At 75.7% G+C, this 26,736-nt stretch carries 26 protein-coding genes and 1 pseudogene; 16 read left to right on the forward strand and 11 right to left on the reverse strand.

Annotated elements, in window-relative coordinates; translation table 11 throughout:
• Positions 1 to 61: 61 nt before the first annotated feature.
• Positions 62 to 1,450 (reverse strand): MFS transporter, encoded by a 1,389-nt coding sequence (locus GQS52_RS24135; protein WP_182315501.1) that lies wholly within the window; start codon positions 1,448 to 1,450, stop codon positions 62 to 64.
• Between the two features lie 93 nt (positions 1,451 to 1,543).
• Between GQS52_RS24135 and GQS52_RS24140 the strand changes: the two genes are divergently transcribed.
• The 4 genes from GQS52_RS24140 (at position 1,544) to GQS52_RS24155 (ending at position 6,968) form a co-directional block, all read left to right on the forward strand.
• Complete coding sequence (locus GQS52_RS24140; RefSeq protein ID WP_182315503.1) at positions 1,544 to 2,152, forward strand: TetR/AcrR family transcriptional regulator; 609 nt, start codon at positions 1,544 to 1,546, stop codon at positions 2,150 to 2,152.
• Positions 2,153 to 2,284: 132 nt separating this feature from the next.
• Positions 2,285 to 4,018, forward strand: a complete 1,734-nt coding sequence (locus tag GQS52_RS24145) for an ABC transporter ATP-binding protein (protein WP_182315505.1) — start codon at positions 2,285 to 2,287, stop codon at positions 4,016 to 4,018.
• Positions 4,018 to 5,943 carry an ABC transporter ATP-binding protein gene (locus GQS52_RS24150; RefSeq protein ID WP_182315506.1) on the forward strand — a complete coding sequence of 642 codons (1,926 nt, stop codon included), beginning with the start codon at positions 4,018 to 4,020 and terminating at the stop codon, positions 5,941 to 5,943. Before GQS52_RS24145 ends, GQS52_RS24150 begins: the two co-directional genes overlap by 1 nt.
• A gap of 254 nt (positions 5,944 to 6,197) precedes the next feature.
• A complete protein-coding gene (locus GQS52_RS24155) occupies positions 6,198 to 6,968 on the forward strand; it encodes a DUF2071 domain-containing protein (protein WP_182315508.1) in 771 nt (256 codons plus the stop codon).
• A gap of 124 nt (positions 6,969 to 7,092) precedes the next feature.
• Here the strand turns inward: GQS52_RS24155 and GQS52_RS24160 are convergent, their stop codons facing one another.
• Together GQS52_RS24160 and GQS52_RS24165 are read right to left on the reverse strand one after the other, a co-directional pair.
• Positions 7,093 to 7,866, reverse strand: coding sequence for a GNAT family N-acetyltransferase (locus tag GQS52_RS24160; protein ID WP_182315510.1), 774 nt, complete (start codon positions 7,864 to 7,866; stop codon positions 7,093 to 7,095).
• A gap of 83 nt (positions 7,867 to 7,949) precedes the next feature.
• On the reverse strand, positions 7,950 to 9,239 hold the full coding sequence (locus tag GQS52_RS24165; RefSeq protein ID WP_182315512.1) for an MFS transporter: 1,290 nt from the start codon (positions 9,237 to 9,239) through the stop codon (positions 7,950 to 7,952).
• Positions 9,240 to 9,321: 82 nt separating this feature from the next.
• On the opposite strand from GQS52_RS24165, the gene GQS52_RS24170 reads away from it, so the two are divergent.
• On the forward strand, positions 9,322 to 9,993 hold the full coding sequence (locus tag GQS52_RS24170) for a metalloregulator ArsR/SmtB family transcription factor (protein ID WP_182315514.1): 672 nt from the start codon (positions 9,322 to 9,324) through the stop codon (positions 9,991 to 9,993).
• Positions 9,994 to 10,770: 777 nt separating this feature from the next.
• Here the strand turns inward: GQS52_RS24170 and GQS52_RS24175 are convergent.
• Positions 10,771 to 11,178: a DUF393 domain-containing protein gene (locus GQS52_RS24175; protein ID WP_182315516.1), complete on the reverse strand. Its 408-nt coding sequence runs from the start codon at positions 11,176 to 11,178 to the stop codon at positions 10,771 to 10,773.
• A 170-nt stretch (positions 11,179 to 11,348) separates the two neighbouring features.
• Between GQS52_RS24175 and GQS52_RS24180 the strand changes: the two genes are divergently transcribed.
• The 5 genes from GQS52_RS24180 to GQS52_RS24195 all read left to right on the forward strand — a co-directional run bounded on the left by GQS52_RS24180 (position 11,349) and on the right by GQS52_RS24195 (position 15,750).
• On the forward strand, positions 11,349 to 11,975 hold the full coding sequence (locus tag GQS52_RS24180) for a hypothetical protein (protein ID WP_182315518.1): 627 nt from the start codon (positions 11,349 to 11,351) through the stop codon (positions 11,973 to 11,975).
• An 846-nt stretch (positions 11,976 to 12,821) separates the two neighbouring features.
• A complete protein-coding gene (locus GQS52_RS24185) occupies positions 12,822 to 13,463 on the forward strand; it encodes a zinc-binding dehydrogenase (RefSeq protein WP_346268258.1) in 642 nt (213 codons plus the stop codon).
• Positions 13,454 to 13,789: a zinc-binding dehydrogenase gene (locus tag GQS52_RS28465; RefSeq protein WP_346268259.1), complete on the forward strand. Its 336-nt coding sequence runs from the start codon at positions 13,454 to 13,456 to the stop codon at positions 13,787 to 13,789. The genes GQS52_RS24185 and GQS52_RS28465 overlap by 10 nt, the downstream gene beginning before the upstream one ends.
• A 154-nt stretch (positions 13,790 to 13,943) precedes the next feature.
• The gene (locus GQS52_RS24190) at positions 13,944 to 14,459 is read left to right on the forward strand and encodes an N-acetyltransferase (protein WP_182315520.1); all 516 of its coding nucleotides are present in this window, start codon (positions 13,944 to 13,946) and stop codon (positions 14,457 to 14,459) included.
• A gap of 418 nt (positions 14,460 to 14,877) precedes the next feature.
• Positions 14,878 to 15,750, forward strand: coding sequence for an extensin family protein (locus GQS52_RS24195; protein ID WP_182315521.1), 873 nt, complete (start codon positions 14,878 to 14,880; stop codon positions 15,748 to 15,750).
• A 72-nt stretch (positions 15,751 to 15,822) separates the two neighbouring features.
• Here GQS52_RS24195 and GQS52_RS24200 read toward each other — a convergent pair whose 3' ends face one another.
• The gene (locus tag GQS52_RS24200; protein WP_182315522.1) at positions 15,823 to 16,152 is read right to left on the reverse strand and encodes a hypothetical protein; all 330 of its coding nucleotides are present in this window, start codon (positions 16,150 to 16,152) and stop codon (positions 15,823 to 15,825) included.
• Positions 16,153 to 16,325: 173 nt separating this feature from the next.
• Here GQS52_RS24200 and GQS52_RS24205 point away from each other — a divergent pair, with 173 nt between their 5' ends.
• Positions 16,326 to 16,526, forward strand: coding sequence for a hypothetical protein (locus GQS52_RS24205; RefSeq protein ID WP_182315523.1), 201 nt, complete (start codon positions 16,326 to 16,328; stop codon positions 16,524 to 16,526).
• Here the strand turns inward: GQS52_RS24205 and GQS52_RS28000 are convergent.
• The 3 genes and pseudogenes from GQS52_RS28000 to GQS52_RS24215 form a co-directional block, all read right to left on the reverse strand.
• Complete coding sequence (locus tag GQS52_RS28000; protein WP_259370944.1) at positions 16,474 to 18,102, reverse strand: NB-ARC domain-containing protein; 1,629 nt, start codon at positions 18,100 to 18,102, stop codon at positions 16,474 to 16,476. The two genes, GQS52_RS24205 and GQS52_RS28000, sit on opposite strands and share 53 nt — an antisense overlap.
• A 365-nt stretch (positions 18,103 to 18,467) precedes the next feature.
• Positions 18,468 to 19,178 (reverse strand): annotated as a pseudogene (locus tag GQS52_RS28005) (BTAD domain-containing putative transcriptional regulator); the annotation flags it as partial.
• 223 nt (positions 19,179 to 19,401) lie between these two features.
• Positions 19,402 to 19,956 carry a DinB family protein gene (locus GQS52_RS24215; RefSeq protein WP_259370945.1) on the reverse strand — a complete coding sequence of 185 codons (555 nt, stop codon included), beginning with the start codon at positions 19,954 to 19,956 and terminating at the stop codon, positions 19,402 to 19,404.
• A gap of 225 nt (positions 19,957 to 20,181) precedes the next feature.
• On the opposite strand from GQS52_RS24215, the gene GQS52_RS24220 reads away from it, so the two are divergent.
• Positions 20,182 to 20,874, forward strand: coding sequence for a hypothetical protein (locus tag GQS52_RS24220; protein WP_182315525.1), 693 nt, complete (start codon positions 20,182 to 20,184; stop codon positions 20,872 to 20,874).
• A gap of 104 nt (positions 20,875 to 20,978) precedes the next feature.
• Here GQS52_RS24220 and GQS52_RS24225 read toward each other — a convergent pair whose 3' ends face one another.
• Together GQS52_RS24225 and GQS52_RS24230 are read right to left on the reverse strand one after the other, a co-directional pair.
• Positions 20,979 to 21,155, reverse strand: coding sequence for a hypothetical protein (locus GQS52_RS24225; protein ID WP_182315526.1), 177 nt, complete (start codon positions 21,153 to 21,155; stop codon positions 20,979 to 20,981).
• The gene (locus tag GQS52_RS24230) at positions 21,152 to 22,177 is read right to left on the reverse strand and encodes a LysR family transcriptional regulator (protein WP_182315527.1); all 1,026 of its coding nucleotides are present in this window, start codon (positions 22,175 to 22,177) and stop codon (positions 21,152 to 21,154) included. Before GQS52_RS24230 ends, GQS52_RS24225 begins: the two co-directional genes overlap by 4 nt.
• An 83-nt stretch (positions 22,178 to 22,260) precedes the next feature.
• On the opposite strand from GQS52_RS24230, the gene GQS52_RS24235 reads away from it, so the two are divergent.
• Positions 22,261 to 23,400: an MFS transporter gene (locus GQS52_RS24235; protein ID WP_259370946.1), complete on the forward strand. Its 1,140-nt coding sequence runs from the start codon at positions 22,261 to 22,263 to the stop codon at positions 23,398 to 23,400.
• A gap of 234 nt (positions 23,401 to 23,634) precedes the next feature.
• On the opposite strand, the gene GQS52_RS24240 is transcribed toward GQS52_RS24235, so the two are convergent.
• The gene (locus GQS52_RS24240) at positions 23,635 to 23,877 is read right to left on the reverse strand and encodes a DUF2630 family protein (RefSeq protein WP_182315529.1); all 243 of its coding nucleotides are present in this window, start codon (positions 23,875 to 23,877) and stop codon (positions 23,635 to 23,637) included.
• A 73-nt stretch (positions 23,878 to 23,950) separates the two neighbouring features.
• Between GQS52_RS24240 and GQS52_RS24245 the strand changes: the two genes are divergently transcribed.
• From GQS52_RS24245 to GQS52_RS28265, 3 genes are all read left to right on the forward strand, one after another.
• Positions 23,951 to 24,496, forward strand: coding sequence for a GNAT family N-acetyltransferase (locus GQS52_RS24245; protein ID WP_182315531.1), 546 nt, complete (start codon positions 23,951 to 23,953; stop codon positions 24,494 to 24,496).
• Between the two features lie 179 nt (positions 24,497 to 24,675).
• Positions 24,676 to 25,086: a type II toxin-antitoxin system VapC family toxin gene (locus tag GQS52_RS24250; protein WP_182315533.1), complete on the forward strand. Its 411-nt coding sequence runs from the start codon at positions 24,676 to 24,678 to the stop codon at positions 25,084 to 25,086.
• A 126-nt stretch (positions 25,087 to 25,212) separates the two neighbouring features.
• Positions 25,213 to 26,643: a serine/threonine-protein kinase gene (locus tag GQS52_RS28265; RefSeq protein WP_275946486.1), complete on the forward strand. Its 1,431-nt coding sequence runs from the start codon at positions 25,213 to 25,215 to the stop codon at positions 26,641 to 26,643.
• Positions 26,644 to 26,736 lie beyond the last annotated feature (93 nt).

The following is a 26,736-nucleotide window of genomic DNA, read 5'->3' on the forward strand; positions in this document are numbered from 1 at the left end:
GCGCGGTCCGGTCCGGGACCGGTGGGAGGGCTCGTCCCCGCCGGTCCCGGACCGGCTCCGATCACTCGGAGCGCGGGTTCGGCGTGATGACGAACGCCAGGACGGCGGCCACGGCGGCCACGACCGCTCCCGTCGCGAAGCCGCGCGAGAATCCTGCGGCGTCCGTTCCGGCGATGCTCGCCGCGGCCATGCTCGACACGACGGCAGCGCCGAGCGAGGCGCCGAATTCGTGGAAGGTGCTGACGATTCCGGACGCCAGGCCGGCCTCGTGCGGCTGGATCTGTCCCAGCGCCGTGGCGGAGGCGACCACGAAGACGACCCCGGTGCCGGCGGCGGCGACGGCCACGCCGATCACCATGGCCGTGGTTCCGTCCCGGAACGCGGGGACCGCCATGCCGGCGGCGGCGACGAGGAGCCCGAGGGTTCCCAGCATCCGGGGCCCGGTACGGCCGATCACGCGGCCCGCGGTGTTCGCCCCCGCCATGGTCGCCAGGGCCACGGGGAGGAAGAGCAGGCCGGTGGTCAGCGCACCGTGCTCGCGGTAGCCCTGGAGGTAGAACGTGCCGAGGAAGAAGACCATGATCATCAGTGCTGTGGCCACGAGGATCAGCAGGGTTCCGGCCGTCACCGGTCGGCGGACCAGCAGCTTGACGTCCATGAGCGGGCTGGCGGCCGTGCGCTGACGCATCACGAAGGCGGCGTAGAGGACTGCCGAGGCCGCGACGAGGGCCGCCGTCGTCAAGGTGGCCCATCCCTGGTCCCCCGCCCTGATCAGGGCATAGGTCAGGGTTCCGGTGGCTGCCGTCACCAGGACCGCGCCCGGGACGTCGAGCGGGTTCCTGGCGGCCGGGCGCGACTGCGGCGGGAGCTGCGTCCGGAGGGTCAGCAGCAGCACGAGTCCCACGGGGACGTTGATGTAGAAGACCCACGGCCACCCCGGTCCCGCGGTGAGGAGTCCTCCGAGGAGGACGCCCAGGGCGGCGCCGCTGCCGCCCAGGGCGGACCAGATCCCGAGCGCCTTGTTCCGCTCGTCGCCCTCGAAGAGGGTGACGATCAGCGCCAGTGCCGCCGGGGAGAGGAACGCTGCGGAGAGGCCCTGCGTGACACGGGCGCCCAGGAGCATGGGCCCGGAGACGGCGAGGCCCGCGACGAGCGACGAGACGGCGAACAGCAGCAGCCCCACGAGGACGAGGCGGCGGGCGCCGAAGAGATCGGCTGCGCGGCCCCCGAGGAGGAGGAGGCCGCCGAAGGTGAGGGTGTAGCCGCTCACCACCCAGGTGAGCGTCTCCCGCTCCAGGCCGAGATCCGCGCCCATGTGGGGCAGGGCGATGGCCACGACGGTGACGTCCAGGATCAGCATCAGCTGGGCGATGCCGACGAGAGTGAGGATCTTCCAGCGTCGTGGTTCGGGACCGTCGGTCGGTCTGGCGGAGGTCAGGTGCTCGGTCATGGCTTCAAGCCCTTCGAGGACAAGTTGAACAGGCGTGTTCGAGTTGTGTCGGTTACTGTAACTCATACATGGCTGTTCGACTTGAGGAGTCGCATGTCTCGTCCGGCGGTGAAGCCCGCGCGGAGGGCCGATGCCCAGCACAACGCGGAGAAGATCCTTGAGGCGGCGGTCACCTGCCTGAGCAGGAATCCGGATGCGAGCGTCAGTGACATCGCGCACGCGGCCGGGGTGGGCCGGGTGACCCTGTACGGGCATTTCCCGTCCAGGGCCGACCTGATCGAGGCCGCACTGGCGCGGCTCCTCGGCCAGGGGGACGAGGTGCTGGAAAGACTGGACCTCACGGGCGATCCGCGGGAGGCGCTGCGGGTGCTGATCGAGTCGAGCTGGCTGCTGATCGCTCAGGCGAGTGCCGTCCTCGAGGCGGCGCAGGCGGTTCTGCCCCCGGGGCGGCTGCACGACCTCCACGCCAAACCGGAGCAGCGGGTCGGCGACCTGATCGGCCGGGGCCAGGCCGAAGGGGCTTTCCGCCGGGACCTCCCCGCGAGCTGGCTGGCCGGCGTCATGCACCACATCATCAAGGGGGCGGCGGCGGACGTGGCGGACGGGCGGCTGGACCGGACGGACGCGCCGCGGTTCATCGCGGAGACGGTCCTGGGCGCCTGCAGGCCCGTGGACGAGGAGCGGGGCCCGGCCGGCCACTGATACCCGCGATTGCCGGGGAACGCCGCCGGGCCCGGCGGCGGGCGGGTACGTTCGGTCGCGGCAACGCGTTCCGCGCGGCCGGCGCGGCCGTCGGCCGAGCGGGCCGCCCCTTTCGAAGCCGAGAGACCGAGCGTGCTCACACAACTCCTGCGGACCCGCCTGGGGCCGTACAGAAGATCCCTGGCCCTGCTGGTGCTGCTGCAGTTCCTGCAGACCTGCGCCACTCTCTACCTGCCGACCCTGAACGCCGACATCATCGACAACGGTGTCGTGCGGGGGGACACCGGCTACATCCTGTCGTCCGGCGCGCTGATGATCGCCGTCACCGTCGTCCAGGTGGTGTGCAACACGGGCGCCGTTCATTACGGCGCGCGCACCGCCGCGGCGCTCGGGCGCGACCTGCGGGCCGCCGTCTTCGACCGCGTGCAGTCCTTCTCGGCGCGCGAGGTCGGCCGCTTCGGGGCGCCGTCGCTGATCACCCGGACCACCAACGACGTCCAGCAGGTGCAGATGCTGGCCCTCATGGCGTTCACCCTCATGGTGTCCGCGCCGATCATGTGCGTCGGGGGCATCGTGATGGCCCTCGGCCAGGACGTGCCGCTGTCCGCGGTGCTGCTGGTGGTGGTGCCGGTCCTCGGTGCCGCGGTCGGCCTGGTCGTGCGGCGGCTGCGGCCGCTGTTCCGCTCCGTGCAGGAGCGGCTCGACACCGTGAACCGGGTGCTGCGCGAGCAGATCACCGGCAACCGCGTCATCCGCGCCTTCGTGCGCGACGCCCACGAGGAGGAACGGTTCCGCGGCGCCAACGCCGACCTCACGGACGTCTCCACCAGGGCCGGGCAGATGCTGGCGCTGATGTTCCCGGTCGTGATGACGGTCGTGAACGTCTCCAGCGTCGCGGTGCTCTGGTTCGGCGCGCACCGCATCGACGACGGCGGCATGGAGATCGGCGCGCTCACCGCGTTCCTCGCCTACCTCATGCAGATCGTCATGGCCGTGATGATGGCCACCTTCATGTTCATGATGGTCCCGCGCGCCGAGGTCTGCGCCGAGCGCATCCAGGAGGTGCTGGACACCGACAGCAGCGTCGTGCCGCCCGCAGACCCCGTGCGGGAGCTGCGCGGCCGCGGCCGCCTGGAGATCCGCGGGGCCGGCTTCCGCTACCCGGGCGCCGAGGAGCCCGTGCTGCGCGACGTGGACCTGGTGGCCGGCCCCGGCGAGACGACCGCCGTCATCGGGTCCACGGGCAGCGGCAAGTCCACGCTGCTGGGCCTGGTGCCCAGGCTGTTCGACGCCACGGACGGCGAGGTGCTGGTGGGCGGCGTGAACGTGCGGGACCTCGACCCGGCGCTGCTCGCGAGGACCGTGGGCCTCGTCCCGCAGAAGCCGTACCTGTTCTCCGGCACGGTCGCCACGAACCTGCGGTACGGAAACCCGGGGGCCACGGACGAGGAGCTGTGGCACGCGCTGGAGGTGGCGCAGGCCCGCGACTTCGTCGAACGCCTCGAAGGGGGACTGGACGCGCCGGTCTCCCAGGGAGGGACGAACGTCTCCGGCGGGCAGCGGCAGCGCCTGGCGATCGCCCGCACCCTGGTGCAGCGGCCCGGGATCTACCTCTTCGACGACTCCTTCTCCGCCCTGGACTACGCCACGGACGCCGCGCTGCGCGCCGCGCTCGCCCACGAGACCGCGGGGGCCGCGGTCGTCATCGTCGCCCAGCGCGTGTCGACCGTGCGCGACGCCGACCGGATCGTGGTGCTGGACGGGGGCCGGGTCGTCGGCACCGGGCGCCACCACGAGCTGATGGAGGACAACGACACCTACCGGGAGATCGTGCTCTCCCAGCTGACCGAAGCGGAGGCGGCGTGATGGCGGGGCCCATGGGACGGCCGGGCCTCGGCGCCCCCGACCAGCGTTCGATGGACTTCAAGGGGTCCGGCAGGCGGCTGGTCGCGCAGTTCGCGCCCGAGCGGGCCACGCTGTACGGCATGCTCGCCGCCGTCGTGCTCAGCGTCGCGCTCTCCGTCGCCGGGCCCATGGTCCTGGGCCGGGCGACCGACCTGGTCTTCGCCGGCCTGGTCGGGCAGGAGATGCCCCCGGGGGCGAGCAGGGAACAGGTCCTGGAGTCCATGCGCGGGCGCGGCGAGACGGACGTCGCGGACATGCTGTCCGGACTGGACTTCACACCCGGCCGGGGCATCGACTTCGGCGCCGTGGGCGCCGTCCTGCTGACCGCGCTGGCGGCCTTCCTGGTGGCCGGCCTGCTCATGGCGGTCGCCACGCGGCTGTCGAACCGGGCGATCAACCGCACGGTGTTCCGCATGCGCGAGGACCTCCGGGCCAAGCTGGCGCGGCTGCCCCTGTCGTACTTCGACAAGCGGCAGCGCGGCGAGGTGCTCAGCCGGGCCACCAACGACATCGACAACATCGGCCAGACGCTGCAGCAGACCCTGGGCCAGCTGGTCAACTCGCTGCTGACGATCGTCGGCGTCCTGGTGATGATGTTCTGGATATCCCCGCTGCTGGCGCTGGTCGCACTGGTCACCGTGCCGCTGTCGGCGCTGGTGGCCACGCGCGTCGGCAAGCGGGCGCAGCCGCAGTTCGTCCAGCAGTGGAGGACCACCGGCAGGCTCAACGCGCACATCGAGGAGATGTACACCGGCCACACGCTGGTGAAGGTCTTCGGACGGCAGGAGGAGTCGGCCGCGGCGTTCGCCGAGCAGAACGAGGCGCTGTACGAGGCGGGCTTCAAGGCGCAGTTCAACAGCGGCGTCATGCAGCCGCTGATGATGTTCGTCTCCAACCTCAACTACGTGCTGGTGGCGGTCGTCGGCGGGCTGCGGGTCGCCTCGGGCGCCCTGTCCATCGGCGACGTGCAGGCCTTCATCCAGTACTCGCGGCAGTTCTCGATGCCGCTGACGCAGGTCGCCTCCATGGCGAACCTGGTGCAGTCCGGCGTCGCCTCCGCCGAGCGGCTCTTCGAACTGCTCGACGCACAGGAGCAGGACCCCGACCCGGTGCCGGCCGAACGCCCCCGGGAGCTGCGCGGCCGCGTCGTGCTGGAGAAGGTCTCCTTCCGCTACGACCCGGACAAGCCGCTCCTGGAGGACCTCTCCCTGACGGTCGAGCCCGGGCAGACGGTCGCCGTCGTCGGTCCCACGGGCGCGGGCAAGACCACCCTGGTCAACCTGCTGATGCGGTTCTACGAGGTCACGGGCGGCCGGATCCTGCTGGACGGCGTGGACACCGCGAGGATGACGCGCGACGAACTGCGCTCCGGCATCGGCATGGTGCTCCAGGACACCTGGCTGTTCGGCGGGACGATCGCGGAGAACATCGCCTACGGCGCGCGGGGCGAGGTCACGCGCGAGCAGATCGAGGAGGCCGCGCGGGCCGCCCACGCGGACCACTTCGTCCGCACCCTCCCCGACGGCTACGACACCGTGATCGACGACGAGGGAGCGGGCGTCAGCGCGGGGGAGAAGCAGCTGATCACCATCGCCCGCGCCTTCCTGTCCGACCCGGTGATCCTGGTCCTGGACGAGGCGACCAGCTCGGTCGACACCCGCACCGAGGTGCTGATCCAGGAGGCGATGGCCCGGCTCGCCCGGGGCCGTACCAGCTTCGTCATCGCGCACCGGCTCTCCACGATCCGGCACGCCGACACGATCCTGGTGATGGAGAACGGCTCCATTGTCGAACAGGGCACGCACGAGCAGTTGTTGGCCGCCCAGGGCGCCTACGCCCGCCTGTACGAGGCGCAGTTCACCCGGGCCGCCACCGAGGCGGGCTGACCGACGACGGGCTGACCGACGACGGGCTGATCGACGACGGGCTGATCGACGACGGGCTGACCGGAGGCGGGCCGACCGGCGACGGGGGCGACGGGGGGCGGACGGGGCCGGGAGCGGGGTGCCGCCGGCAGGACACAGCCGGCGGAACCCTCCCCGCCCGCTCTCCGCTCCCCGCTCCGGAGGCGGAGACCGGTCGCGGCGGGGGCGGTCACCCCGTGGGTCTTCCGCGCAGTGCCCCCTGACAGACTGGGGCGATGTTACTGCCGCAGGGAGAACTCCCCGAACCCATAAGGGCCGACCCGCCTCCTGCGGCGGGCCGTCCCCTGCTCACCCAGTCCTGGCTGGACCTGGCCTTCCTCCACTGGGCCGTGGACCCCGACGCCGTGGCGCGGCTGCTGCCCGCGGGCACGCGGCCGGACACGCTGGACGGCGTCACGTACGTCGGGCTCGTCGCCTTCCGGATGCACCGCGTCGGTTGGTTCGGCCTCCCCGGCATCCCCTACCTCGGTTCCTTCCCGGAGACCAACGTCCGCCTGTACTCCGTGGACGCCCACGGACGGCGCGGCGTGGTCTTCCGCTCCCTCGACGCCTCCCGGCTGATCCCCGTGGTCGTCGGGCGGGCCGCGTTCCGCATCCCCTACGTGTGGTCGAGGATGGAGGTGCGCCGGGAGGGCGACACGATCACCTACACCAGCCGCCGTCGCTGGCCCGGCCCCCGCGGGGCGCACAGCCGGATCGCGGTGCGGGTCGGCGACCCGGTCGGGGAGCCGTCCGAGCTCGAGCACTTCCTGACGGCCCGTTGGGGCATGCACACCGCGTTCTTCGACCGCCCGCTGTACCTGCCGAACGCGCACCCCCGCTGGCCCCTGCACCGCGCCGAACTCCTCGACTGCGACGAGGACCTCGTGGCCTCGGCGGGCCTGCCCGCGCCGGCCGGGGAGCCGGTGAGCGTGCTGTACTCCCCGGGGGTCCCGGTCCGGTTCGGACGCCCGCCCCGCAGACCGGGGGGCATCCCCACCCCGTGAGCCGGGAGCGCCGTGCGGGCCGGGCTCCCGGCTCCCGCGGCAGGGGCACACCGGGCGGCTCCGGCGGACGGACAGCCGGGCGAAGCGGAGCCTGCCGGGGCGGCAGGAGGCCCCGGAACCGGGTTCAGGCGCGGGTGAAGACGTGGAGGGTGCCGACGGGAGTGAAGCCGCGGCGGGCGTACCAGGTGCGGGGCCAGTCGCCGGGGTCGGCGAGGAGGAAGAACAGGTCGCAGCCCGCGCTCCGGGCGCGGTGCAGGGCCGTGGCGAGGACGGTGTCCGCGTGGCCGCGCCGGGTGTGGGGGTCCGCGGTGACGAGCTCCTCGATCTGGGCGGTCCCACCGGCCCGGTCCAGGTAGAGGTCGGCCCAGGAGACGACGGTGCCGTCCTCGTCGCGGACGCCGAGGAACTCGACCAGGCCGGCGCCGCGGAGCCGCGCCGCACGGCGGTCGGTGAGCGCGCGGACCACGGACCCGTCGGCGTCGGGCATCCAGGCGCGGAGCTGCCGCAGGGCGGCGGGGCGCAGGTCCTCCAGGGGCACGGGCCGCGCGGGCGGACCACCGGGGGCGGGGGCCGGACCGGCGGCGGAGTGCGCCATGACGACCTCGGTGTCGTGGCGGTAGCCGGCGGCCTCCATGGCGGGCGCGCAGGCGGTGCCCGCGGCGTCGTCGAGGACGGTGATCCGGCGGTGGGGCAGGTGCCCCAGTACGGCCTCGGACAGGGACAGCAGTCCGGCGGGGTCGAGGACCCGGGTGACGACGAGCCGGTTGTTGTCGTAGGAGGCCGCGTACCTGCGGTCCAGGACGGCGACGCCGCCGGGAACCTCCCTCACCTCGTCCGCCTGGCGCCGGGCGAAGGACAGGAGGAAATCCGTGATGCGGGGGAGGAATTCGGCGGGCACGCGGTGAAGTGTAGGGCGCGCCGCCCCCTCCGCGGCCCGCACGCCGAACCGGCCGGCGGCGGGCGCGGCCCCGGGGGCCGGGGTCAGGGGTGGGGGCGGGGGCGGGTCTCGTACATGCGTACCGCGACCACCAGGCCGGAGGCGGCGGTCAGGGCGGCCACTGCCCATATCGCGGTGGTCAGGCCGTACAGGTCGGCCAGGAGGCCGGAGAGCAGGGCGCCGACGGCGAAGCCGCCGTCGCGCCACAGGCGGTAGACGCCGACGGCCCGGGCGCGCCACGCGGGGTGGGCGACGTCGCCGACGGCGGCGAGGAGGGTGGGGTAGACCAGGGCGGTGCCCGCGCCGAGCAGGACCTGCGCGGCGGCCCACACGGGGAAGGACGTGCCGGCGGCGACCAGGCCGATGGCGACGGCCTGCAGCAGCATGCCCGCCGTGATCAGGTGCTTGCGGCCGACGCGGTCGGACCACCAGCCGGTGAGCATCTGCCCCACCCCCCACACCGCCGGGTAGAGGGCGGCCAGGACGCCGATGCGGCCGATCGGCAGGCCGTGGGCGGCGTACAGCAGGGGGAAGATCCCCCAGGCCAGGGCATCGTTGAGGTTGTTGACCATGCCGGCCTGGCTGGCCGCCGACAACGCCTTGTCGCGGACGCTGGTGATCAGGGCGACCTCGCCGGTGGTCAGCTCGCCGTGGTGCTCGGGGTTGGCCGGGGCGGGGTGGCGGGCGGCCTCGGCGCGGGCGTGCTCGCGGGTCTCGCGCACGGCGAGGACCGACAGGCCCAGGCCCAGGGCCGTGTAGGCGGCGCCGAGCAGGAACGGTTCGGGCCGCAGCCCGTAGCGGGCGGCGATCAGGCCGGTGGCCATGGCGGTGGCGGCCACCGCCGCGTACCCGGCGGCCTCGTTGAAGCCCATGGCCAGGCCGCGCCGTTCGGGACCGACCAGGTCGATCTTCATCACGACGGTGGTGGACCACGACAGGCCCTGGTGGACGCCCAGCAGGACGTTGGCGGCGATCACCCAGCCCCACGACGGTGCCCAGATCAGCAGGGCGGGCACCGGCAGGGCGACGAGCCACCCGGCGACCAGAACCGGTTTGCGGCCGAAGCGGTCGGAGAGCGTCCCGGCGAAGAAGTTGGTGACCGCCTTGGTCGCGCCGAAGGCCACGATGTACGTGAGCGCCGCGGTGTAGGCGGACAGGCCGAAGACGCCCTCGGCCAGCAGGGGCAGCACCGTGCGCTCCTGGCCCAGGGTGCCGCCGACCAGCGCGTTGACCGCGACGAGCAGGGTGAACTGCGCGAGGTTCGCGCGCAGGCCGAGCCTGATCCCGCCCGGTCCTTCGGCGGCCGGTGCGGTGGTGTCTTCCGGGACGGTCATGGGTTCTCCGAACGTGGGCTCCGGACGGCCGGTCGCGGCGGCGTCCTCTTGTACGATATTCCATGGATCCTTGGAGGAATGCATGGGAGACCCCGCCCGCAAGGCAGCCCTGTACGAGACCCTCGCCCGAGCCGGCAAGGCGCTGGCCAACGGCAAGCGGCTGGAACTGCTGGACCTGCTCGCCCAGGGCGAGCGCAGCGTCGACGCGCTCGCCAGGGCGGCGGGGCTGGGCCTGACCACCGCCTCCGCCCACCTGCAGACCCTCCGCCAGGCCGGACTGGTCGCCACCCGCCGCGACGGCGTCCGCGTCCACTACCGCCTCGCCGGGGACGACGTCGCCGCCCTGTACGCGCTGCTCGGACGGGTCGCCCGCACGCACCTGGCCGAGGCCGGGCCCGCCCGCGCCGCCTACCTCGGCCCCGAGGACACCGACCGCCTCACCCGCGAGGAACTCCTGGAGCGGCTGCGGGCCGGCACCGTCACCGTCGTCGACGTCCGCCCCGCCGAGGAGTACGCCGCGGGCCACATCCCCGGCGCGGTCTCCGTTCCCCTCGACGAGCTCGAGGCCCGCCTCGCCGGCCTTCCGGACGGCGGGGAGATCGTCGCCTACTGCCGCGGCGCGAACTGCGTCCTCGCCCACGACGCGGTCCGCCTGCTCACCGCCCGCGGGCGCCGCGCACTGCGGCTGGACGACGGCATGCTCGAGTGGCGCCTGGCCGCCCTCCCCGTCGACACCGGCGCCGGGGCGGCCTGAGACCGGACGGCGGGACCGCGGCGGCCCGGCCCGTGCCCGCGAGCAGCATCCGGCGGGCCCGGCTCCGGGCCCTCTTCGACCCGCTTCCCCACCCCGCCCGGACGGCAGCCCTGGCGCGGTACGCACGCACCCTCGCCCCGGACGACTACCGCACGCTCCACGCCGCCCTCGACTCCGGAAGCCCGGACGACCGGCACACCGCCCTCTTCCTCGCCGTCGTCCGGCGCGACCTCGACACCGTCGGCACGGCCCTCGGCGACCCCCTGCTGCGCCGCCGGGCCCTGGCCGCGGCGGCCCGGCTCCCCGTCCCGGACGGGCCACTGGCCGCAGTGGCGCTGGGCGACGTCCGCTCCGCACGCCACGACACCTACCGGGTGCTCCGCCTGAGCCGCCGCACCGCACTCGCCGACCGGCTGCTGCCCCGGGTGCGCGAACGCCACGGCGACGCCGACGCGGTGCGGCTGCTCCCCGCCTGCTCGCCGGAGGCCGCGGCCGAACGGCTGCCCCGGCTGGAGGTGCCGGAGGGGGCCCTGCGCAGCCTCGCCCGCACCGCGCCCGCCGCCACGGTGGCCCGGCCGGTGGCGGACCACCCGACCCGTCCCCGCCGCGCCCGCCACCGGCCGTTCAACCGCCGTGCGCACACGGCGGACCTGGCCGCCGAGCGGGATCCGGAGGCCGGGACCGCGCTCCTCGTCGACCCGGGCGACCGAGGAACCTCGGAGTGCGGAACGACGTACCCCGCCCGGCACTCCGGGCGGGGTACCGGCGCAGGACGCCTCAGACGCCGGTGCCGATGCCGGCGCCCGGTCTCCGGTCGGCGGGGAGGGCGCAGGCCGCGGTGCCGCCGGGCATGCGCTCGCGGTTGTCCGCGACGAGCCGGTAGAGGACGTGGGCGGGCAGGCGCACGGGCGGCAGGGCGAGCAGCGCACCCAGGACGGCCCAGCCCGACCCCGCGCTCAGCAGCAGCTTGGCGACGGCCTGGGCGCCGCCGTACACCTTCCCCACCGGGGTGATCCACAGCAGTTCGTGCTCGGCCCGCTCCTGCGTGACGCCCAGTGCGGTCAGGTCCGCGAACTGCCGGGGGACGACCTCGCAGCGGGGGCGGACGCGCCGCTCGGCGAACCTCACCGAGGAGGTGCAGAAGGAGCAGTCGCCGTCGTAGACGAGCACGGGCCGGTTGCGCATGCCGCCATCGTCCCACGGGGACACCGGCCCGGTGCGGTGTTCCCACCGGCCCGCCTGTCGGCCCGCTCGCCGGTCCGCCCGGCCGTCCGAACGCCGGTTCGCCCGGCCGTGCCGCAGTGCCGTTGCCGTCGGACGGCGGGTGGCCCGTATCCTCCCGGCGGGAGGTGGGGATGCGCGAGACGAGTACCGAACTGCAGCCCAGTGCGCACCAGTTGAGATACGGGAAGGCCGCCGAGTCGGTCACGCACGTCGCGGCGCCGCTGCTGGCGGGCGGAGCGGTGGCGATGCTGGGGGTCGTGGCCGCGGACGCGGAGAAGTTCCGCTGGCCGGACCAGGCGCTGCTGCTCCTGGCCGCGGCCGGGGTGCTGCTGGTCGCCTGCGTGCAGTGGGGATTCCGCGCCCGGCCCTACCTGTACTCGCTGAAGGAGGTCGAGGACTGGCGCGGAGCACCCCTGACAGGGGCGGAACGGGCCGCCCACCTGGAGCAGCAGCGGGAGGACCTCGGACGCTGGCGGCGCGGCGCGAACCTGGCCGCGGCCTCCTACAACCTGGGCATCGTCGCGCTCGGGGTGGCAGTCGCCCTGCTGCTGGCCCCGCCCCCGCAGCCGGAGGCCGCGGCCGGACCGGCGTGGCGGTGGGCCGCGTTCGGGATCGTCCTGACCGCGTCCGTGGCCGAACTGCTGTGGACCCTGCTGGAATGGGGGGACGGGGCGGTACTCCGCCTCGAACAGCACTGGAGACTGCGCCGCGCGCGGAACCGTGCGCGGCGCCCTGCACGGACGGGGGAGCAGCGGTGATGAGGCCCGACGACCAGCCCGGCACACCCGACGACGAGCCCGGCCGGCCCGGTGGCGGGGGCCCGGAGGACGGGCCGACCGCCCTCGACGGGTCCGTGCCGCCGGCTCCGGGGGACGAGGACCGGACGGAGGGCGCCGCGCCCCTTGAGCAGGAGTACGCGGCTGCGCCCCTGCCGCCGCTGTTCATGGACGCGGTCTCCCGGCCGCAGGGGCCGCCCGTGCCGCCGGTCCGCGAACCCTCCCCCTTCGCCTCCCGGCCGCTACCGCCGCCGCCCCGCGTGCCGTTCCCGCAGCCGGGCGGGATGCCTCCGGCGCCCCCCGGAGCGTGGGAGCCGTCGTCGGAGTGGGACGCACCGGAATCGCGGCCCGAGGGCGCACCGGCCCGGAGCGCGCCGCCCGCGCCGGGGCCGTACACGGTCCCCCCGGTGCCGGTGCCGGTGCCGGTGCCGGTGCCTGTGCCTGTACCGGCACCGGCGGCGGTTCCCGCACAGGAGCCTGCCGTCCCGCCCCGGCGGGTTTACGGCTGCCCGCTCTGCCTGGCTCCTTGTCCGAGCCTGGGGCAGCGCCTGTTGGGCAGGAGGGGCCGGCACGGTCCCGGGTGCCCGGCCGAAGTCCTGCCGGTGCGCCTGGTGGTGGGGCTCACCCTGCCGAAGTGGGCGAACTGGTGGCGGACTTCCGCGCCCGCACCCGCGACGGCGGCATCCGCGACGGCGGCGGTGACGGGCGGCGGGACCCGCGGTGACGCGCGTCGGCCGGACCGTTTGACCTCAACCTTTGTCGAGGTTGAAGACTTCTTTCCGGAGGCACCGGAGCGGCCGGTGCCCTGAGTAACGGGGAGAGGCCGGCATGAGAGCGGTGCGGGTGGAGCGGTTCGGGGGTCCCGAGGTGCTGGTGGCGGGCGAGGTGCCCGACCTGGCTGCAGGGCCGGGGCAGGTGGTGGTCGGGGTCCGCGCCGCGGACGTCCTGTTCCTCGACGTGCAGGTCCGCCGCGGCCTGTTCGGCGAGCACTTCGCGGTGCGGCCCCCGTACGTGCCGGGCTGCGCGGTGGCCGGGCGGGTGCTCTCGGTCGGGGAGGGCGTGGACCCCGGGTGGACCGGCCGTCGCGTGGCGGCCAGGACCGGTGTGCAGGGCGGCTACGCCGAGCAGGCGGTCGTGCCGGCCGGAGAACTGGTCCCGGTGCCGGACGCCCTGGACCTGGACACGGCGGCCGCCCTCCTGCACGACGGCCCCACCGCCCTGGCCCTGTCCGACAACGCCCGGATCGGCCCGGGCGCCCGGGTGCTGGTCCTGGCCGCGGCCGGCGGAATGGGGGCCCTGCTGGTGCAGTTGGCGAAGGCGTCCGGGGCGCGGGTCGTCGCGACCGCCCGCGGCAGGCGGAAGCTGGACGCGGCCCTCGCCCTCGGGGCGGACGCCGCCGTCGACCACTCCGAGCCGGACTGGGCGGACCGGGCGCGGGAGGCGGTCGGCGGCGCGGGGGCGTGGTGTTAGACGGCGTCGGCGGGGAGACCGGCCGGGCGGCGTTCGAGGTGACGGCGTCCGGCGGCAGGTTCTCCGCGCACGGCGCCCCCGGCGGCGGCTTCACCGCGGTCGACCCGGATGAGGCGGAGAGGCGCGGGGTGACGGTGACCGGGATCGAGCAGGTGCAGTTCGCGCAGCCGGACGCGCGGCGGCTGGTGGAACGGGCACTGGCCGAGGCCGCGGCGGGCCGGATCAGGCCGCTGGTCGGGCAGACCTTCCCGCTGGAGCGGGCGGCCGAAGCCCACGCGGTGATGGAGGCGCGCGGCGCCGTAGGCAAGACGCTGCTGCTGCCCTGAGGACCCGTCGGACCGCCCGCCCGTCGGACCGCCCGCCCGTCGGCTCGCCCGGACGCCCGCCCAAACACCCGGGTGCCCGGGTGCCCGTCCGGATCCACGTGCCCGCCGCCGATATTGCGTTGCGGCGGCGGGCCGTGCCCCTGAGACTGTGCCGATGCTGATCCGACGCGAGACCCCCGCCGACATCCCCGCCGTACAGGCCGTCACCGCGGCGGCATTCGCCGCCCAGGGGGCCCCGGCCCCCGTCGAGGTCGCCCTCCTGGAAGAGCTGCGCACCTGCGACGCCTGGATCCCCGAGCTGTCGCTCGTGGCCGTCGGCGACTCCGGGGAGGTGGTCGGGCACGTGGTCTGCACCCGCGGGCACGTCGACGGCGCTCCGGCCGTGGGGCTGGGGCCGCTCAGCGTGCACCCCGCCCACCAGCGCCGCGGCGTCGGCCTCGCGCTCGTCCACACGGTGCTCGGGGCGGCGGACGCACTCGGCGAACCGCTCGTCGTCCTCCTCGGAAGCCCCGACTACTACGGCCGTTTCGGCTTCCGCCGCAGCACGGAGCACGGAATCACCCCGCCCGACCCCGCCTGGGGCGAGTACTTCCAGGTCCGGCCCCTGGCCGCCCACGACCCCGCCCTGCGCGGCACCTTCGTCTACTCCGAGCCGTTCGACCGGGTCTGACCGCGCCCGGCCCCGGACTTCCGCGGTCCGTTCCCCGCCGCTCCGGTCCGTACGGGTGACGCACGGCCGGCCGACCTTTCGCCACCCGCACGAACAGCGCGGCGGGCGAGACCCCCGCCGCACCCGCCGCTCCTTCTTCCCCTGCCACCCCGTCACTCCGTCACCCTGCCGCCCTGCCGCTCCCGCCCGTGCTCCCCGGCCGGAGCGCCCGCTTCCGCAGGCCCCGCCGCTGCGAATGAGACAGGAATGAGCCCGGTGATAGCCGGGCCGCGCAGCATTTCGGCGACCAGCGGCCGGGGGACCCCGCTCCCGCGTCCGGAGCCGGCTGTGCGGCTTCGGACCGCAGGGCCTGTGCGCCCCCTGCCCCCGTCGGGCGCCCGCCGACGGAACCGCAGGACCACGGCAGAGGGAGCACACCATGCAGGAGCCGACAGGAACGACCGCACCGCAGGAGCCCGCCGGCGGCACGCCCGCGATCAACCGGAGGCTGTTCCTCGGAGGCCTCGGGGCGGTGGCCGCAACCGCCCTGGCGGCCGGGGCCGGCGCCGGGTCGGCGCGGGCGGCGGACGGGACCGCCTCCACCGCGTCGCTGCCCACCGCCATGCAGGCGCCCTCGGCGATGGCGATGAGGACCTTCAGCCGGATCGACGGCACCCCGGTCTACTACTGGCGCAGCGACCGCGGCAGCACCGCGCTGCGCGACTGGCAGTGCACCGAGGCGTTCTACGACCGGCTGGTGCTGTGGATCCGCGACCTGCGCGAGCTGTCCGCCGACGGCGGCTTCGGCAGCATCGACTTCCTGGTCTCCGCCGGCTTCTACGTCAACCGCAGCGGCCAGCACGGCGAGGGCACGGCCATGGACCTGGACATGGTCCACTGGGCCGGCGGCAGGCGCTCCTCGCCGCTCGACGGCCACCACGCCGCCGCCGACCTCACCCTGCGCCGCCGCTACCTGGCGGTGGACGCGGTCACCCGCAGACGCTTCCGCTACGTGCTCGACGGCTGGTACAACGCCGACCACCACGACCACATCCACGCCGACTTCGCCGGACTGCCCACCCTGTGCGAGAAGGGCTCGTCCAGCGACACCAGGTTCGTCCAGGCCATGTGCAACAACTTCATGGGCGCGGGCCTGGCGGTGGACGGGGTGTGGGGCTCCAACACCCAGACCTGGTTCAACCGGGCGAAGACCCGCCTGAGCATCGAGGGGGACCCGCACACGGACCTCACCGCATGGCGGAACATGCTGGCGCGGATATCCCGGCACGGCTTCAGCGACACGGCGATCTGACCCCGAACCGGGACGGCCCGGGCTCCGGGCGGCGAACCCGCAGCCCGGCGCCCGGGCCGCCCCCGCAGCGCCTCACGCCCCGCCCGGCACCCGCGAACCGCTGCCGCCCGCGCTGCCGCCCGCGCTGCCGCCCGCGAAGCCGCTCGCGCTGCCGCCCGTGAAGCTGCCCGTGAAGCTGCCCGCGAAGCCTTCCGCGAAGCCTTCCGCGGACCCGCCCGCGAGCAGCCCGCGCACGTGCGCGGGCAGGCGCAGGCACGCTGCGGGCAGTTCCAGCTCCGCGAGGACGCGCCGGCACGCCGCGGCGTGCCCGTCCGCGGGGCCGTGCTCCCCCGACAGCCGGTACGCGGCGGCCAGCCGGGCCTCGGCGCGGGCGATCTCGACCGGCGCCCCGTCCTGCGGCACATCGCCAGCGCCTCCTGCAGGGGGCCGTGCGCGTCCCCCGGCCGTCCGGCGCCGAGCGCGACATCGCCGAGACTGCGCAGGACGTGCGCGGTCCCAGGTCCTCGCGGTGCGCGCGCAGCACGGCCAGGGCGGATTCCAGCCGGGCCCGGGCCCGCGGCCACTCCTGCCGGGCGATGTCGACCAGGCCCCGCACCCGCTCCACGTGGGCCGTGCCGACCCCGTCCCCGATCGAGGCGGTGATCCGCCCGGCCTCCTCCAGCAGTTCCTCCGCCCGCAGGGCCTCCGCACGGTCGGCCAGGGCCTCCGCGCAGCGCAGCAGCATCACCACCCTGGTGCGGTCGGCCGCGGTGTGCCGCTCCAGCGCCTGCCGGTAGTGGTGCACCGCGCCCGCGGCGTCACCGAGGTCGGCCAGCGCGTTGGCCAGACCGGTGAGCGAGTACACCAGGGCGCGGTCGGACAGCCCCAGCCGCAGGGACTCCCGCACCGAGCCCCGGTACCGCCCGGCCGCCTCGGCCAGCCGGCCCCGCAGGGCGGTCGCCTTCGCCACCTGCCACGCCGCGTCCGCGACGACCTCCGGGTCCCCCAGGTCGGAGGCCACCGGAGGGCGCGCTCGGCGGCCTCGGCCAGCTCGGCGTAACGATCCTGCTGGTACATCGCCCAGCACAGCGCGAAGTACAGCCGCGAGAGCCTGCGGTCGGCGGTGGGCCGGCCCTCCCAGCAGCCGATCGCGGCGCGGACGACCGCCTCCCGCTCGCCCTCGCAGTAGCGGATGACCAGGTAGCCGTCGATCTGCAGGGCCAGGTCGGCCGCCAGCTCGGCGTGCCGCAGGCCGGCCGCCAGGTGCACCGCGGAAACCAGGTTCGCCTGCTCGGCGGCGAACCAGTCCTCGGGGCGCGCGAGCACGGCGGACACCGCACCCGCCGGGGCGTCCCCGGCGGCCGCCACCGGGTCGAGCACCCCGCCGTGCCCCAGCCGGCCGGCCGCCCGCGAGGCGAGCGCCAGCCAGGTCCGCAGCACCCGTTCGACCGCGGCTCCGCGCTCGGCCGCGGTGTCCTCGGCCAGCGCCCGCTCGCGGGCGAAGTCGTGCACCAGGTCGTGCAGCCGGAAACGCGGCTGCCCGGCCCGGTCGGCACCGACGGGCTCGAGCAGGTGCCGTTCGACCAGCTGGTCCTGGAGCCGTTCGTCCCCGGCGGGGCCGCCGGCCAGCGTGCCGATCACCCAGCCGGGCAAGCTGCGCGCGTCCACCAGCCCCAGCCTGCGCAGCGCCACCCGCAGCTCGGGCGTCAGCGCCCGGTAGCCCAGCGCGATGCTCGCGCGCACGTCCAGGTCGCCGGCGGCGAGCTGGTCCAGCCGCAGGCGGTGCTGCGCCAGGCGGTCGCGGAAGCTGCGCACCGTCCAGTCCGGCCGGGAGGCCAGCCGGGCGCCGGCGATGCGCAGCGCGAGCGGCAGGTACCCGCACAGCCGAGCCACCTCCCCGGTGGCCTCCGGCTCGGCCCCGGTGCGGCCGGCGCCGACCAGCCGGGCCAGCAGCGCGCGGGCGTCCGCCGGGGCCAGGGTGGAGACCCCGAACGTGCCGGCGGCGGCGACCGCGGTCAGGCGGCGGCGCGAGGTCACCAGCACGGCGCAGTCACCGGTGCCGGGCAGCAGGGGACGCAGCTGGGACTCGTCGCGGACGTCGTCGAGCACCACCAGCACGCCGCGCCCGGCGAGACGGCTGCGCAGCTCGGCGGCCCGCTCCTCCGGGTCGGAGGGAACCTCCCGGCCGGGCACCCCCAGGCTCCGCAGGAACCGGGCGGCCGTCTCGTGCGGGTCGGCGGGCGCCTCCCGGGACCCCCGCATGTCGGCGTAGAGCTGCCCGCCGGGGAACCAGCCCGCCAACGCGTGCCCGGCGTGCACGGCCAGCGCGGTCTTCCCCGCGCCGCCCGGCCCGGCCAGCACCACCACGGGCACGGCCGTGCCGCGCCTGCACAGTGCCGCACGCACGTCCGCCAGCAGTGCGTCCCGGCCGCACAGCACCTCCGGGGCCGGGGGCAGCTGCCGCGGAACCGGCTCCGCCCGTCGCGGCTCCGCCCGCGGACCCTCCGACGGGGCTCCTCCCCCCCGGCGCCCGGGCCGGGGGAACCGCGGTCCGGGGCCGCCGGGCCGACGGGAGCGGCCCCCGCGGCCCCGGCTCCCGCGGCGGCCGGGGCCGGGGGTGCGGGGTGCGGTGCAGCCCGCACCACGGTGTCCCCGCCCGGTCCGCCCGGCACCGGGCCCTGCAGCGCACCCCGCATCGAGCCCGGCACCGGGACCGGCGCCCCCTCGAGGATCCTCCGGTGCAGTTCCCGCAGGTGCGCGCCGGGCCCGACTCCGAGGTCCTCCTTCAGCCTGCGGTAGGCCTGCCGGTAGCCGGCGAGCGCCTCGGCGCGCCGGTCCAGCGCGGCGAGGGCGGTCATCTGCCGGCGGTAGAGGTCCTCGCGGTGCGGCTGCCGCTCCAGCCACGGACCCACCTCCTCGAGCACCTGCTCGTAGCGGCCCAGGGCCAGCCGCGCGTCGAGCAGCGCCTCGACCGTTCGCAGCCGCTCCTCCTCCAGCGCCTGTCGGGCCGCCGCGGCGAACGGCTCCGGGCAGCCGCTGAGCGCCGCACCGCGCCAGTGCCCGACGGCGGCGGAGAACAGTTCGGCCGCGCGGCCGAACTCGGCCCTCTCCGCGGCGCCGCGGCCCCGGGCGGTCGCCTCCCGGAAGTCGCCGAGGTCGGTCGCGTGCTCCCCGGGGTCGAACAGGTAACCGCCGTCGGCGGTCACCAGCAGCCCGTCCGGCCGCTCCTCCCGCAGCCGCCGCCGCAACCGGCTCACCAGGTTGTACACCTGCGCGCGGGCACTGTCCGGCGGGTCCTGCCACAACAGGTCGACGATGCGGTCGTGGGGGAGCAGTCGGCGGGGGTTGAGGACGAACAGGGCCAGCAGCGACCGCTCGCGCCCGGCCCGCAGATCCAGCCGTTCGCCGTCGCGCCGGATCTCCACCGGGCCCAGAATCCCGAACCGCATCCCATCCGCCCCTTCCCGGCCCGCGGGCCGGGCACCGCCCGCGGGCGGCGTCCGGCGCCGGCCCGGCCGCACTCCGCCGGGCCCCCGGCATCGCGGGAACACGGTCCCGGGCCCCGCGGACCGACCGGTGCCGGCGGCAGCGTCGAGCACCCTACTGGCCGTGGGGCCGGCACACGGTGAATCCGCAACATTTCACCGACCGTTGCTCCGGGGCGCCGCGCCGTCAATGCCCCGTGGCGCCGTCGATCCGCTCGCGCAGCAGGTCGGCATGGCCGTTGTGCCGGGCGTACTCGGCGGTCATGTGCACCAGGATGCGTCGCAGCGACACCGGCTTCCCGCTCGCGGCGTGCACACCGGTCAGGTCCAGTGAGGGCGCGTCCGCGACGATCCGGCGGGAGCGGTCGCACTCCGCGCGCCACACCGCGAAGGCCTGCTCGACGTCGCCGTCCAGGGACTCGAAGTCCTGGTCCGGGTCGTCGTCGGAGTAGTACAGCAGGGGCACGTCCTCGCCGGCGAACTGGATGCGGAACCACCACCGCTCCGCGCCGGCCAGGTGGCGCAGGAGGCCGTGCAGGCTCAGTCCGGACGGCGGGACCCCCTTGTCGGAGAGCCGTTCCGCCGGGACGCCCGAGCACTTGAGTTCGAACGTGCGGCGCTGCCATTCGAGGAAGGACGTCAGGACCTCGCGCTCGTCACCGACGAGGGGGAGCGGGTCCCTGTCGCCGGAGTCCCAGGACGGCGCGTAGTTCTCGGCCGGGATCTCTGTTTTCTCCGTCACGGCCCGAGTGTGTCAGAGGCCGCTGACACGCCGTCACGGCCCGGTCCCGCGCTGCCACCGTGACCCGCCCGGGCGAGCGGAGGCGTCCCCTGCGGCGGTCGCCTTTGCGGAGGCACTCGTTCCCGGCAACCCTGCCCGGGGGTCGGGAGTCCCAGTACGAGCAAAGGGGTTGTCCCACCCGGAACACCGGGTCCGGGCCCCGGGAGCGGCGGGAGGACGAGGTCGATGGGAACCACGGCGAGAACCACGGCGAGGAGCGCGACAAGGAGCACGGCGGGAAACGCCGCGGCCTGCCTGATCGGCGTCGGGATGCTCGCCGCGAACCTCGCGGCAGCCCCGGCCGCGTCGGCAGCCCAGGCAGCCCAGGCAGCCCAGGCAGCCCCGGCAGCCCCGGCAGCCCCGGCGGCCCCGGGCACCGGCGCGGCCGACCGGCTCCGGGCAGGGGACCGCACTCCGGTCAGGACGGCCGAGAAGGGCTACGCCCTGTTCTGCACGGGGCGCTCCGGGGACGTCTCGGTCGTCGTGGACCTCTACCAGAACTCGGCTTTCGGTACGCACGCGAGCCTGTCCGTCGAGACCCCGGACGGCGAGTACGGCGGTGGCTACGGCCCGGAGGAGACCGCGGTGTTCGACGGGGGCGCGGTCTCGGCCTCCGTCCCGGTCCGGCGCCTGGACGGCAGCGGCGAACCGGCCGGCAGCGCGACCGTCACCGGCACCTACGAGGAGGCGGGCAGGCCGGAACGGGTGCGCGAGGTGATCGAGGACCCGGCGGGCCGCTTCGTGATCACCCGGGGCACGAACACGCCGCTCGACGCGACGGCCTCCGTCGAGGTCCTCGGCAGGACCGTTCCCCTGACCTGCCCGACCGCCTTCGCCTTCGACCTCACGGTGCTGCGCGTCAGCACGACGGGAGGCTGACCGGACCCGCGTCCCGGCCCGGCCCCGCCCGGGGAACCGGGCGGGACCCGGCGGAGGGCCCGGTCGGGGGACGAGGGCTCGCTCGGGAGATGTCGGCCGGGGGTTCAGTCGGGGGGTTCCTTCGGGATGGGGGACTCCTCGGGCTCGGAGTCCCCGGCGGCCGCCTCCTGCTCCTCCTGTTCCTTGCGCGACGTGCGCGGCACCTCGATGTCGGGGGCCTCGGGGACGTGGGCGGGCAGGGGCGGGTCGGGGGTGACGGGCTGTTCGTCGTGGTCGCTCATACCGGCGCCCTACCCGGGCCCGGCCGATCGACGCCCCCGGCGTGCCGGGCCCGCAGGAGACGGGCGTCGGGTTCGGGGAGCCAGGTGCCGGCGGGCCTGGCCAGCCAGCGCCCGTCGGCGGTCAGCCGGTCCACGGCGGTGTGCAGCGCGTCGAGGCCGGGGTGGCGCAGGCCGCGCCGCCACACCATGGACACCGGGCTGAGGGGGACCGGGTCGGTGATCGGCAGCCGCACGGTGCCGGGCATGTCGGGGAAGTCGACGGAGGCCAGCACCGGGTTGCCGTACCGCCGCATGACGCGCACGAACTCCTCGACCCCGACGGCCAGGGGCGCGGGCGGGACGATGCCGATGCCGCGGCCCTCGAACAGAAGCCGTGCGTAGTCGGTCCACTCCGGCGTCTCCGGGTTGCCCGCCCCCGCGTAGACGGTCTCGCCGGCGAGCTCGTCCAGGGGGACGGCCGTGCGCCCGGCGAGCCGGTGGTCCTCGCGCAGGATCACGGCCAGCGGCTCGTGGCGGACCGGGCGGTGCTCCAGCTGGGCGAGGAGCGACGGGGCGAGGCCGGCGACCCGGCCGAAGGAGACGTCGAACCGCCCGGCCAGGATCTCCGCGGCGGCCCCGGTCAGTCCGCTGTGGAAGCGTGCCACCAGGTCGAGTTCGGGTGCGGCCCGGCGGGCCTCGTCCAGGACCCGGCCCGAGGTGAGACCGGGGCCGAGCACGTCGACGATCAGCGGGCGGTGCGCGGTCGGCCCGCCACGCACCTCCGCCAGGGCCGCGGCCAGTTCGTCGTGGGCCCGCAGCACCCGGCGCGCGTGGGGCAGCAGCCGCTCGCCCGCCGCGGTCAGCTCGACCCGGCGGGTGGTGCGCAGGAACAGCTCGGCGCCCACCCGCTCCTCCAGACGCCGGACGTCGCGGCTGAGGGCCTGCTGGGCGACGTACGTGCGGGCGGCGGCCCGGGTGAAGTGCAGCTCCTCGGCGACGGCGGCGAAGGCCCGCAGCAGGCGCGGCTCGATGTCGTGCGGCATCCGCCGATTCAACAACACAACTGCGTCAATCGCCGCCGAACAGGTGTTGGACCGGGGGCGGGGCGGCCGGTGAGGGTGGAGCGGTGATCTCCTACCGACGACTGTTCTCCGCACCGGGAAGCGCCGCGTTCACCGTCGGCAGCGTGACGGCACGCCTGCCGATGTCGATGGCGGGCGTCTCGGTGGTCCTCATGGTCTCCTCCTCGCACGGGTCCTACGCACTGGCGGGGGCGGTGTCCGCCACCGGGCTGGCCGCCGTCGTCGTGCTCGCCCCGCGGATCGCCCGCCTGGTCGACCGCCGCGGGCAGGCGCGGGTGGCTGTGCCCGCAGCCGTCGTCTGCGCGGCCTGGTGGGTCGTCCTGGCGCTGTGCACCCGGTACGGGGCGCCGCCGTGGGCGCTGTTCGCCGCGTACGCCGCGGCCGGGTGCGGGCCGAACGCCGGGGGCATGGCGCGGGCCCGGTGGGCGCACCTGTACCGCGACGACGCCGCGGCCCGGCACGCGGCGAACTCCTTCGAGCAGGTCGCCGACGAGGCGTGCTTCGTGCTCGGACCGGTCCTGGCCGTCTTCCTGGCCACGGCCGTGGCGCCGGAGGCGGCCCTGCTCGTCGCGGCCGCGCTCCTGGTGGCAGGGACGCTCGTCCTCGCCGGGCAGCGGCGCACCGAGCCCCCGCCCGCACCACGGACCGCCGGGCGCCCCGTCCCGCTGCTGCGCTCCGCGCGGCTGCGCGCCGTCATGGCCGTCTTCGCCTGCACCGGGCTGGTCTTCGGATCCATGGAGGTCGTCACCATCGCCTGGTCCGACGCCGCGGGCCACCGGTCCGCCGCCGGTGTCCTGCTCGCCCTGAACGCGGCGGGGTCCGCCGTCGCGGGCCTGGCCTTCGGACTGTTCCGGCCTGCGGGGCGTCCGGTGAACCGCTTCGTGGCCGGGGTGGCGGCCATGGCCGTGCTGATGACGCTGCCGCTGCTCGCCGGGGACCCGGTGACGCTGGCGGTGTGCCTGTTCGCGGCGGGGGCGGGGACGGCGCCGACGATGGTCTCCGGCATGACCCTGGTTCAGGAGCTGGCCCCCGCCGGGCGGTTGAACGAGGCCATGACCTGGGCCGTCACCGGCATCCTCGCCGGGATCTCCGGCGGCGCGGCCCTGGGCGGCTGGGCGGTCGGCCACCACGGTGCCGGCCGGGCTACCTGGTCCCGGCCGCGGCCGGGACGGCCGCCCTGCTGACGGCGCTGTGCACGCTGGTGCTGCCGCGGCGGGGCCCGCGGGCCCCGTCCCGCGCCCGGACCCCGGGCGGTGCCCGGACCCCGGGCGGTGCCGGCGGTCCCCGTCCGGGGGCTGCGGCGGGGGCGGGGTTCATGCCCCCGGTGGCCGTGCTGCCGTTCCCGCCCGCCCCGGGCGAGCGGGTGGGCACCGCCCAGTGGTCCCTCCCGGAGGGGAGGGGCCGCGCCCGGGCGCGCACTACTGCTCGTAGGACTCGACCTCCTCGACCGGCCGCGGGTGCACCTCCGCGGGTTCGCCGACGACCCCGGCGCGGGCGCGGCGCCTGCGCAGCAGGTCCCAGCACTGGTCGAGCTGTTCCTCCAGGTGCTGCAGCCGGGCCCGCTCCTCCTGGTCGAGTCCCTTGCCGGGGGCGCGGGCGCGCAGGGCCCGCTCCTGTTCGAGGAGGGCGTCGATGCGCCCGATGATGTCGTCCTCGGCCATGTCCACTCCGCGGCTTTTCCGACGGTTCCGCGCCGACAGGACTGTTCGTCCGGTGGTGGGTAGCGTGAATTCCATGGAACCACCCCTGTACACCGAACGCCTGGTGGTGCGTGACTGGACCGTCGGCGACGCGGAGGCGGCCCTGGAGATCTACGGCGTGGAGGAGGTCACGCACTGGCTGACCCCGACCGTGGCGCGGGTCGGGGACCTCGACACGATGCGGGCGGTGCTGCGGGCCTGGCAGGAGGCGCAGCCCAGCATGGTGCCCCCGGCCGGCAGGTGGGCCGTGGAGCGCAGGAAGGACGGGCAGGTGGTCGGCGGGCTGGTCATCCGGCTGCTGCCGCCCTACGAGGAGGACCTGGAGATCGGCTGGCAGCTCAGGCCGGACGCCTGGGGCGAGGGCTACGCCACCGAGGCCGCGTCCGCGCTGATCCGCTGGGCCTTCGCGCAGGGCGTCGACGAGCTGTTCGCGGTCTCGCGCACCAACAACACCCGGGGCGCGGCCACCGCCCGCAGGATCGGCATGGAGTGGGTCGGGGAGACCACGAAGTACTACGACACGCGGCTCGACGTCTACCGCATCCGCCCCTCCGACCTGCCCCGACCCGGCCTGGCCTGAACCCGCCCGGCCGGCCGCCCTGCCCGGTCCTGCCCCGCCCCGGCTCGCCCCGCCCCGCCCCGGGGATGCGCCCCGGGCCGGTCTGCGACACTGGGGGCCGGTCACCGGGGAGGGGCGCGGGTGGGGACGGGAACAGTTCCGGCGGACGCACGGCGGGCGGGCCGGGCACGGCAGGCGCGGTGGGCGCGGTGATCGTCGTCGACGCCTCCGCGCTGGTGCTCGCCCTCGCCGACAAGGGGCCGCGGGGCGAGGCCGCACGCGCCGAACTGGCCCGCGACGCGGACTGGGCGGCGCCCGAGCACCTCAAGATCGAGGTCATGCAGTCGCTGCGAGGGCTCTACCTCGCGGGCAGCCTCACCGCGGCCGAGGTGGCCGAGACGGCCGCCCGGCTGGAGAAGGTGCGTGTGCACAAGGTGGCGACGGAGGAACTGCTCACGCGCGTCTGGGAGTTGAAGGACAACCTCACGCCGGACGACGCCGCCTACGTCGCCACCGCCGAGCGGTTCGGCGCCGCGCTGGTCACCGCGGACCTGCGCCTGGCGCGGGCCACCGGGCCCCGCTGCCGGGTGATCCCCATCGCCGCCGCCTGAGACGGCCCTCCGGGGCACGCGGGGGCCGGGGATCCAAGGGGAGTCACCCCTTCCGGTCGGGGTATGCGCACCGAAGTTTGGTGGATTGCGACCTCGGGAGCAGCGGTGACGGATACCCGGACGCTTGTGGCCGGAAGGTACCGGCTCTGCGCCCCGCTGGGGCGCGGTGCGATGGGCGAGGTGTGGCAGGCCTTCGACGAGCACCTGGGGCGCGAGGTCGCGGTGAAGATGCTGCTGGAGAGCGCCCCCGGGGAGAACGCCGCGGCCCGCCTGGACGTGGAGGCGCGGGCCGCCGCCCGGCTGAACCACCCGCATGTGGGCGCGGTCTACGACGCCGGGGTGTTCGAGGGCCGCGGGTACCTGGTGATGGAACTGGTGCCGGGACGCACGCTGGCCGCAGAGCTCGCCGCCACCGGGCCGATGTCCCCCGAGGACGCCGCCCGCACCGCCGCGCAGGCGGCCGAGGGGCTGGCCGCGGCCCACGACCACGGCATCGTCCACCGCGACATCAAGCCCAGCAACCTGCTCGTCCACGACCGCACCCTCAAGATCGCCGACTTCGGCATCGCGCGCTTCACCGACGAGACGGCCGCCGGAACGGCGACCGGCACCGGCCGGATCCTGGGCACCGTCGGCTACCTGGCGCCGGAACGCGCCAAGGGCGGCCCGGCGGGCTTCGCCAGCGACGTGTACGCCCTCGGCTGCGTGCTCTACGAACTGCTGTCCGGCAGGCCGCCGTTCGAGGCCGACAACCCGGCGGCCGTCCTGTTCCAGCACGTCGACTCCGACCCCGAGCCCCTCGCCCGGACCCGGTCCGACGTGCCCCGGGCGATGGAGGCGTTCCTGCTGCGGATGCTGGCCAAGGACCCCGCCGCGCGGCCCACCGCCGCCGAGGCGGCCGAGTTCTTCGGCTCCGACGCGTGGCGGCGCGCGACCGCGGCGGCACTGCTGCCCGGGGGCGCCGTGCCGGCCGCCGCGGGCGCCACGGCGAACGGAACGGTCACGTGGCGGGGCATGCGCGCGGCCCGCCGGCGACGCTCGGCCGGTGCGCTGAGCGGGATCGCCGGGGCCGCGGCGCTGACCACCGCGGCGCTCGTGGCGCTGTCGCCCGGCACCGCGGGCAGCGGCACGGACCGCACCCCGGACCCCGCCCTCACCCGCCCCGCGTCGGCGCCCGACGCCACCGGGGCCCCCTCCGCGGAGCCGTCCTCCGTCCCCGAGAGCGGGGTCACGACCGCCACGGTCTCCGCCACCGTGTCCGCCACGGTGACCGTCACGGCCGAGGCGCGCGACGACGGCCCGCCCTGGTCGGGCGGCAGGGGCCGCGAGGGCCGGGACCGCTCCGGGGACGCCGCGGGCAGGGAGCAGGGCCCCGGGCCGGACAGGCACCGCGGCGAGGACACCGGCAAGAACCAGGAGAGCGGCTCCGGGGACTCGGGCCGGCAGGAGCAGGACGAGGAGCAGGGTCAGGACAAGGGGCAGGAGCAGGAGCAGGACGGCGGGCAGACCCCGGACCGGTCCCCGGAACCCGACGTCTCCCCGGAACCGACGCCGTGACCCGGGCGCTGCGGCGGGGTCAGGCTCCGGAGCAGTCCTCCTCCGCCTCCTCCCGGTCCGCCTCGACACCGGCCGGCTGCGCCCCGCCCGCCG

Source organism: Streptomyces sp. SCUT-3 (assembly GCF_014083985.1).
GTDB lineage: Bacteria > Actinomycetota > Actinomycetes > Streptomycetales > Streptomycetaceae > Streptomyces_H > Streptomyces_H thermolineatus.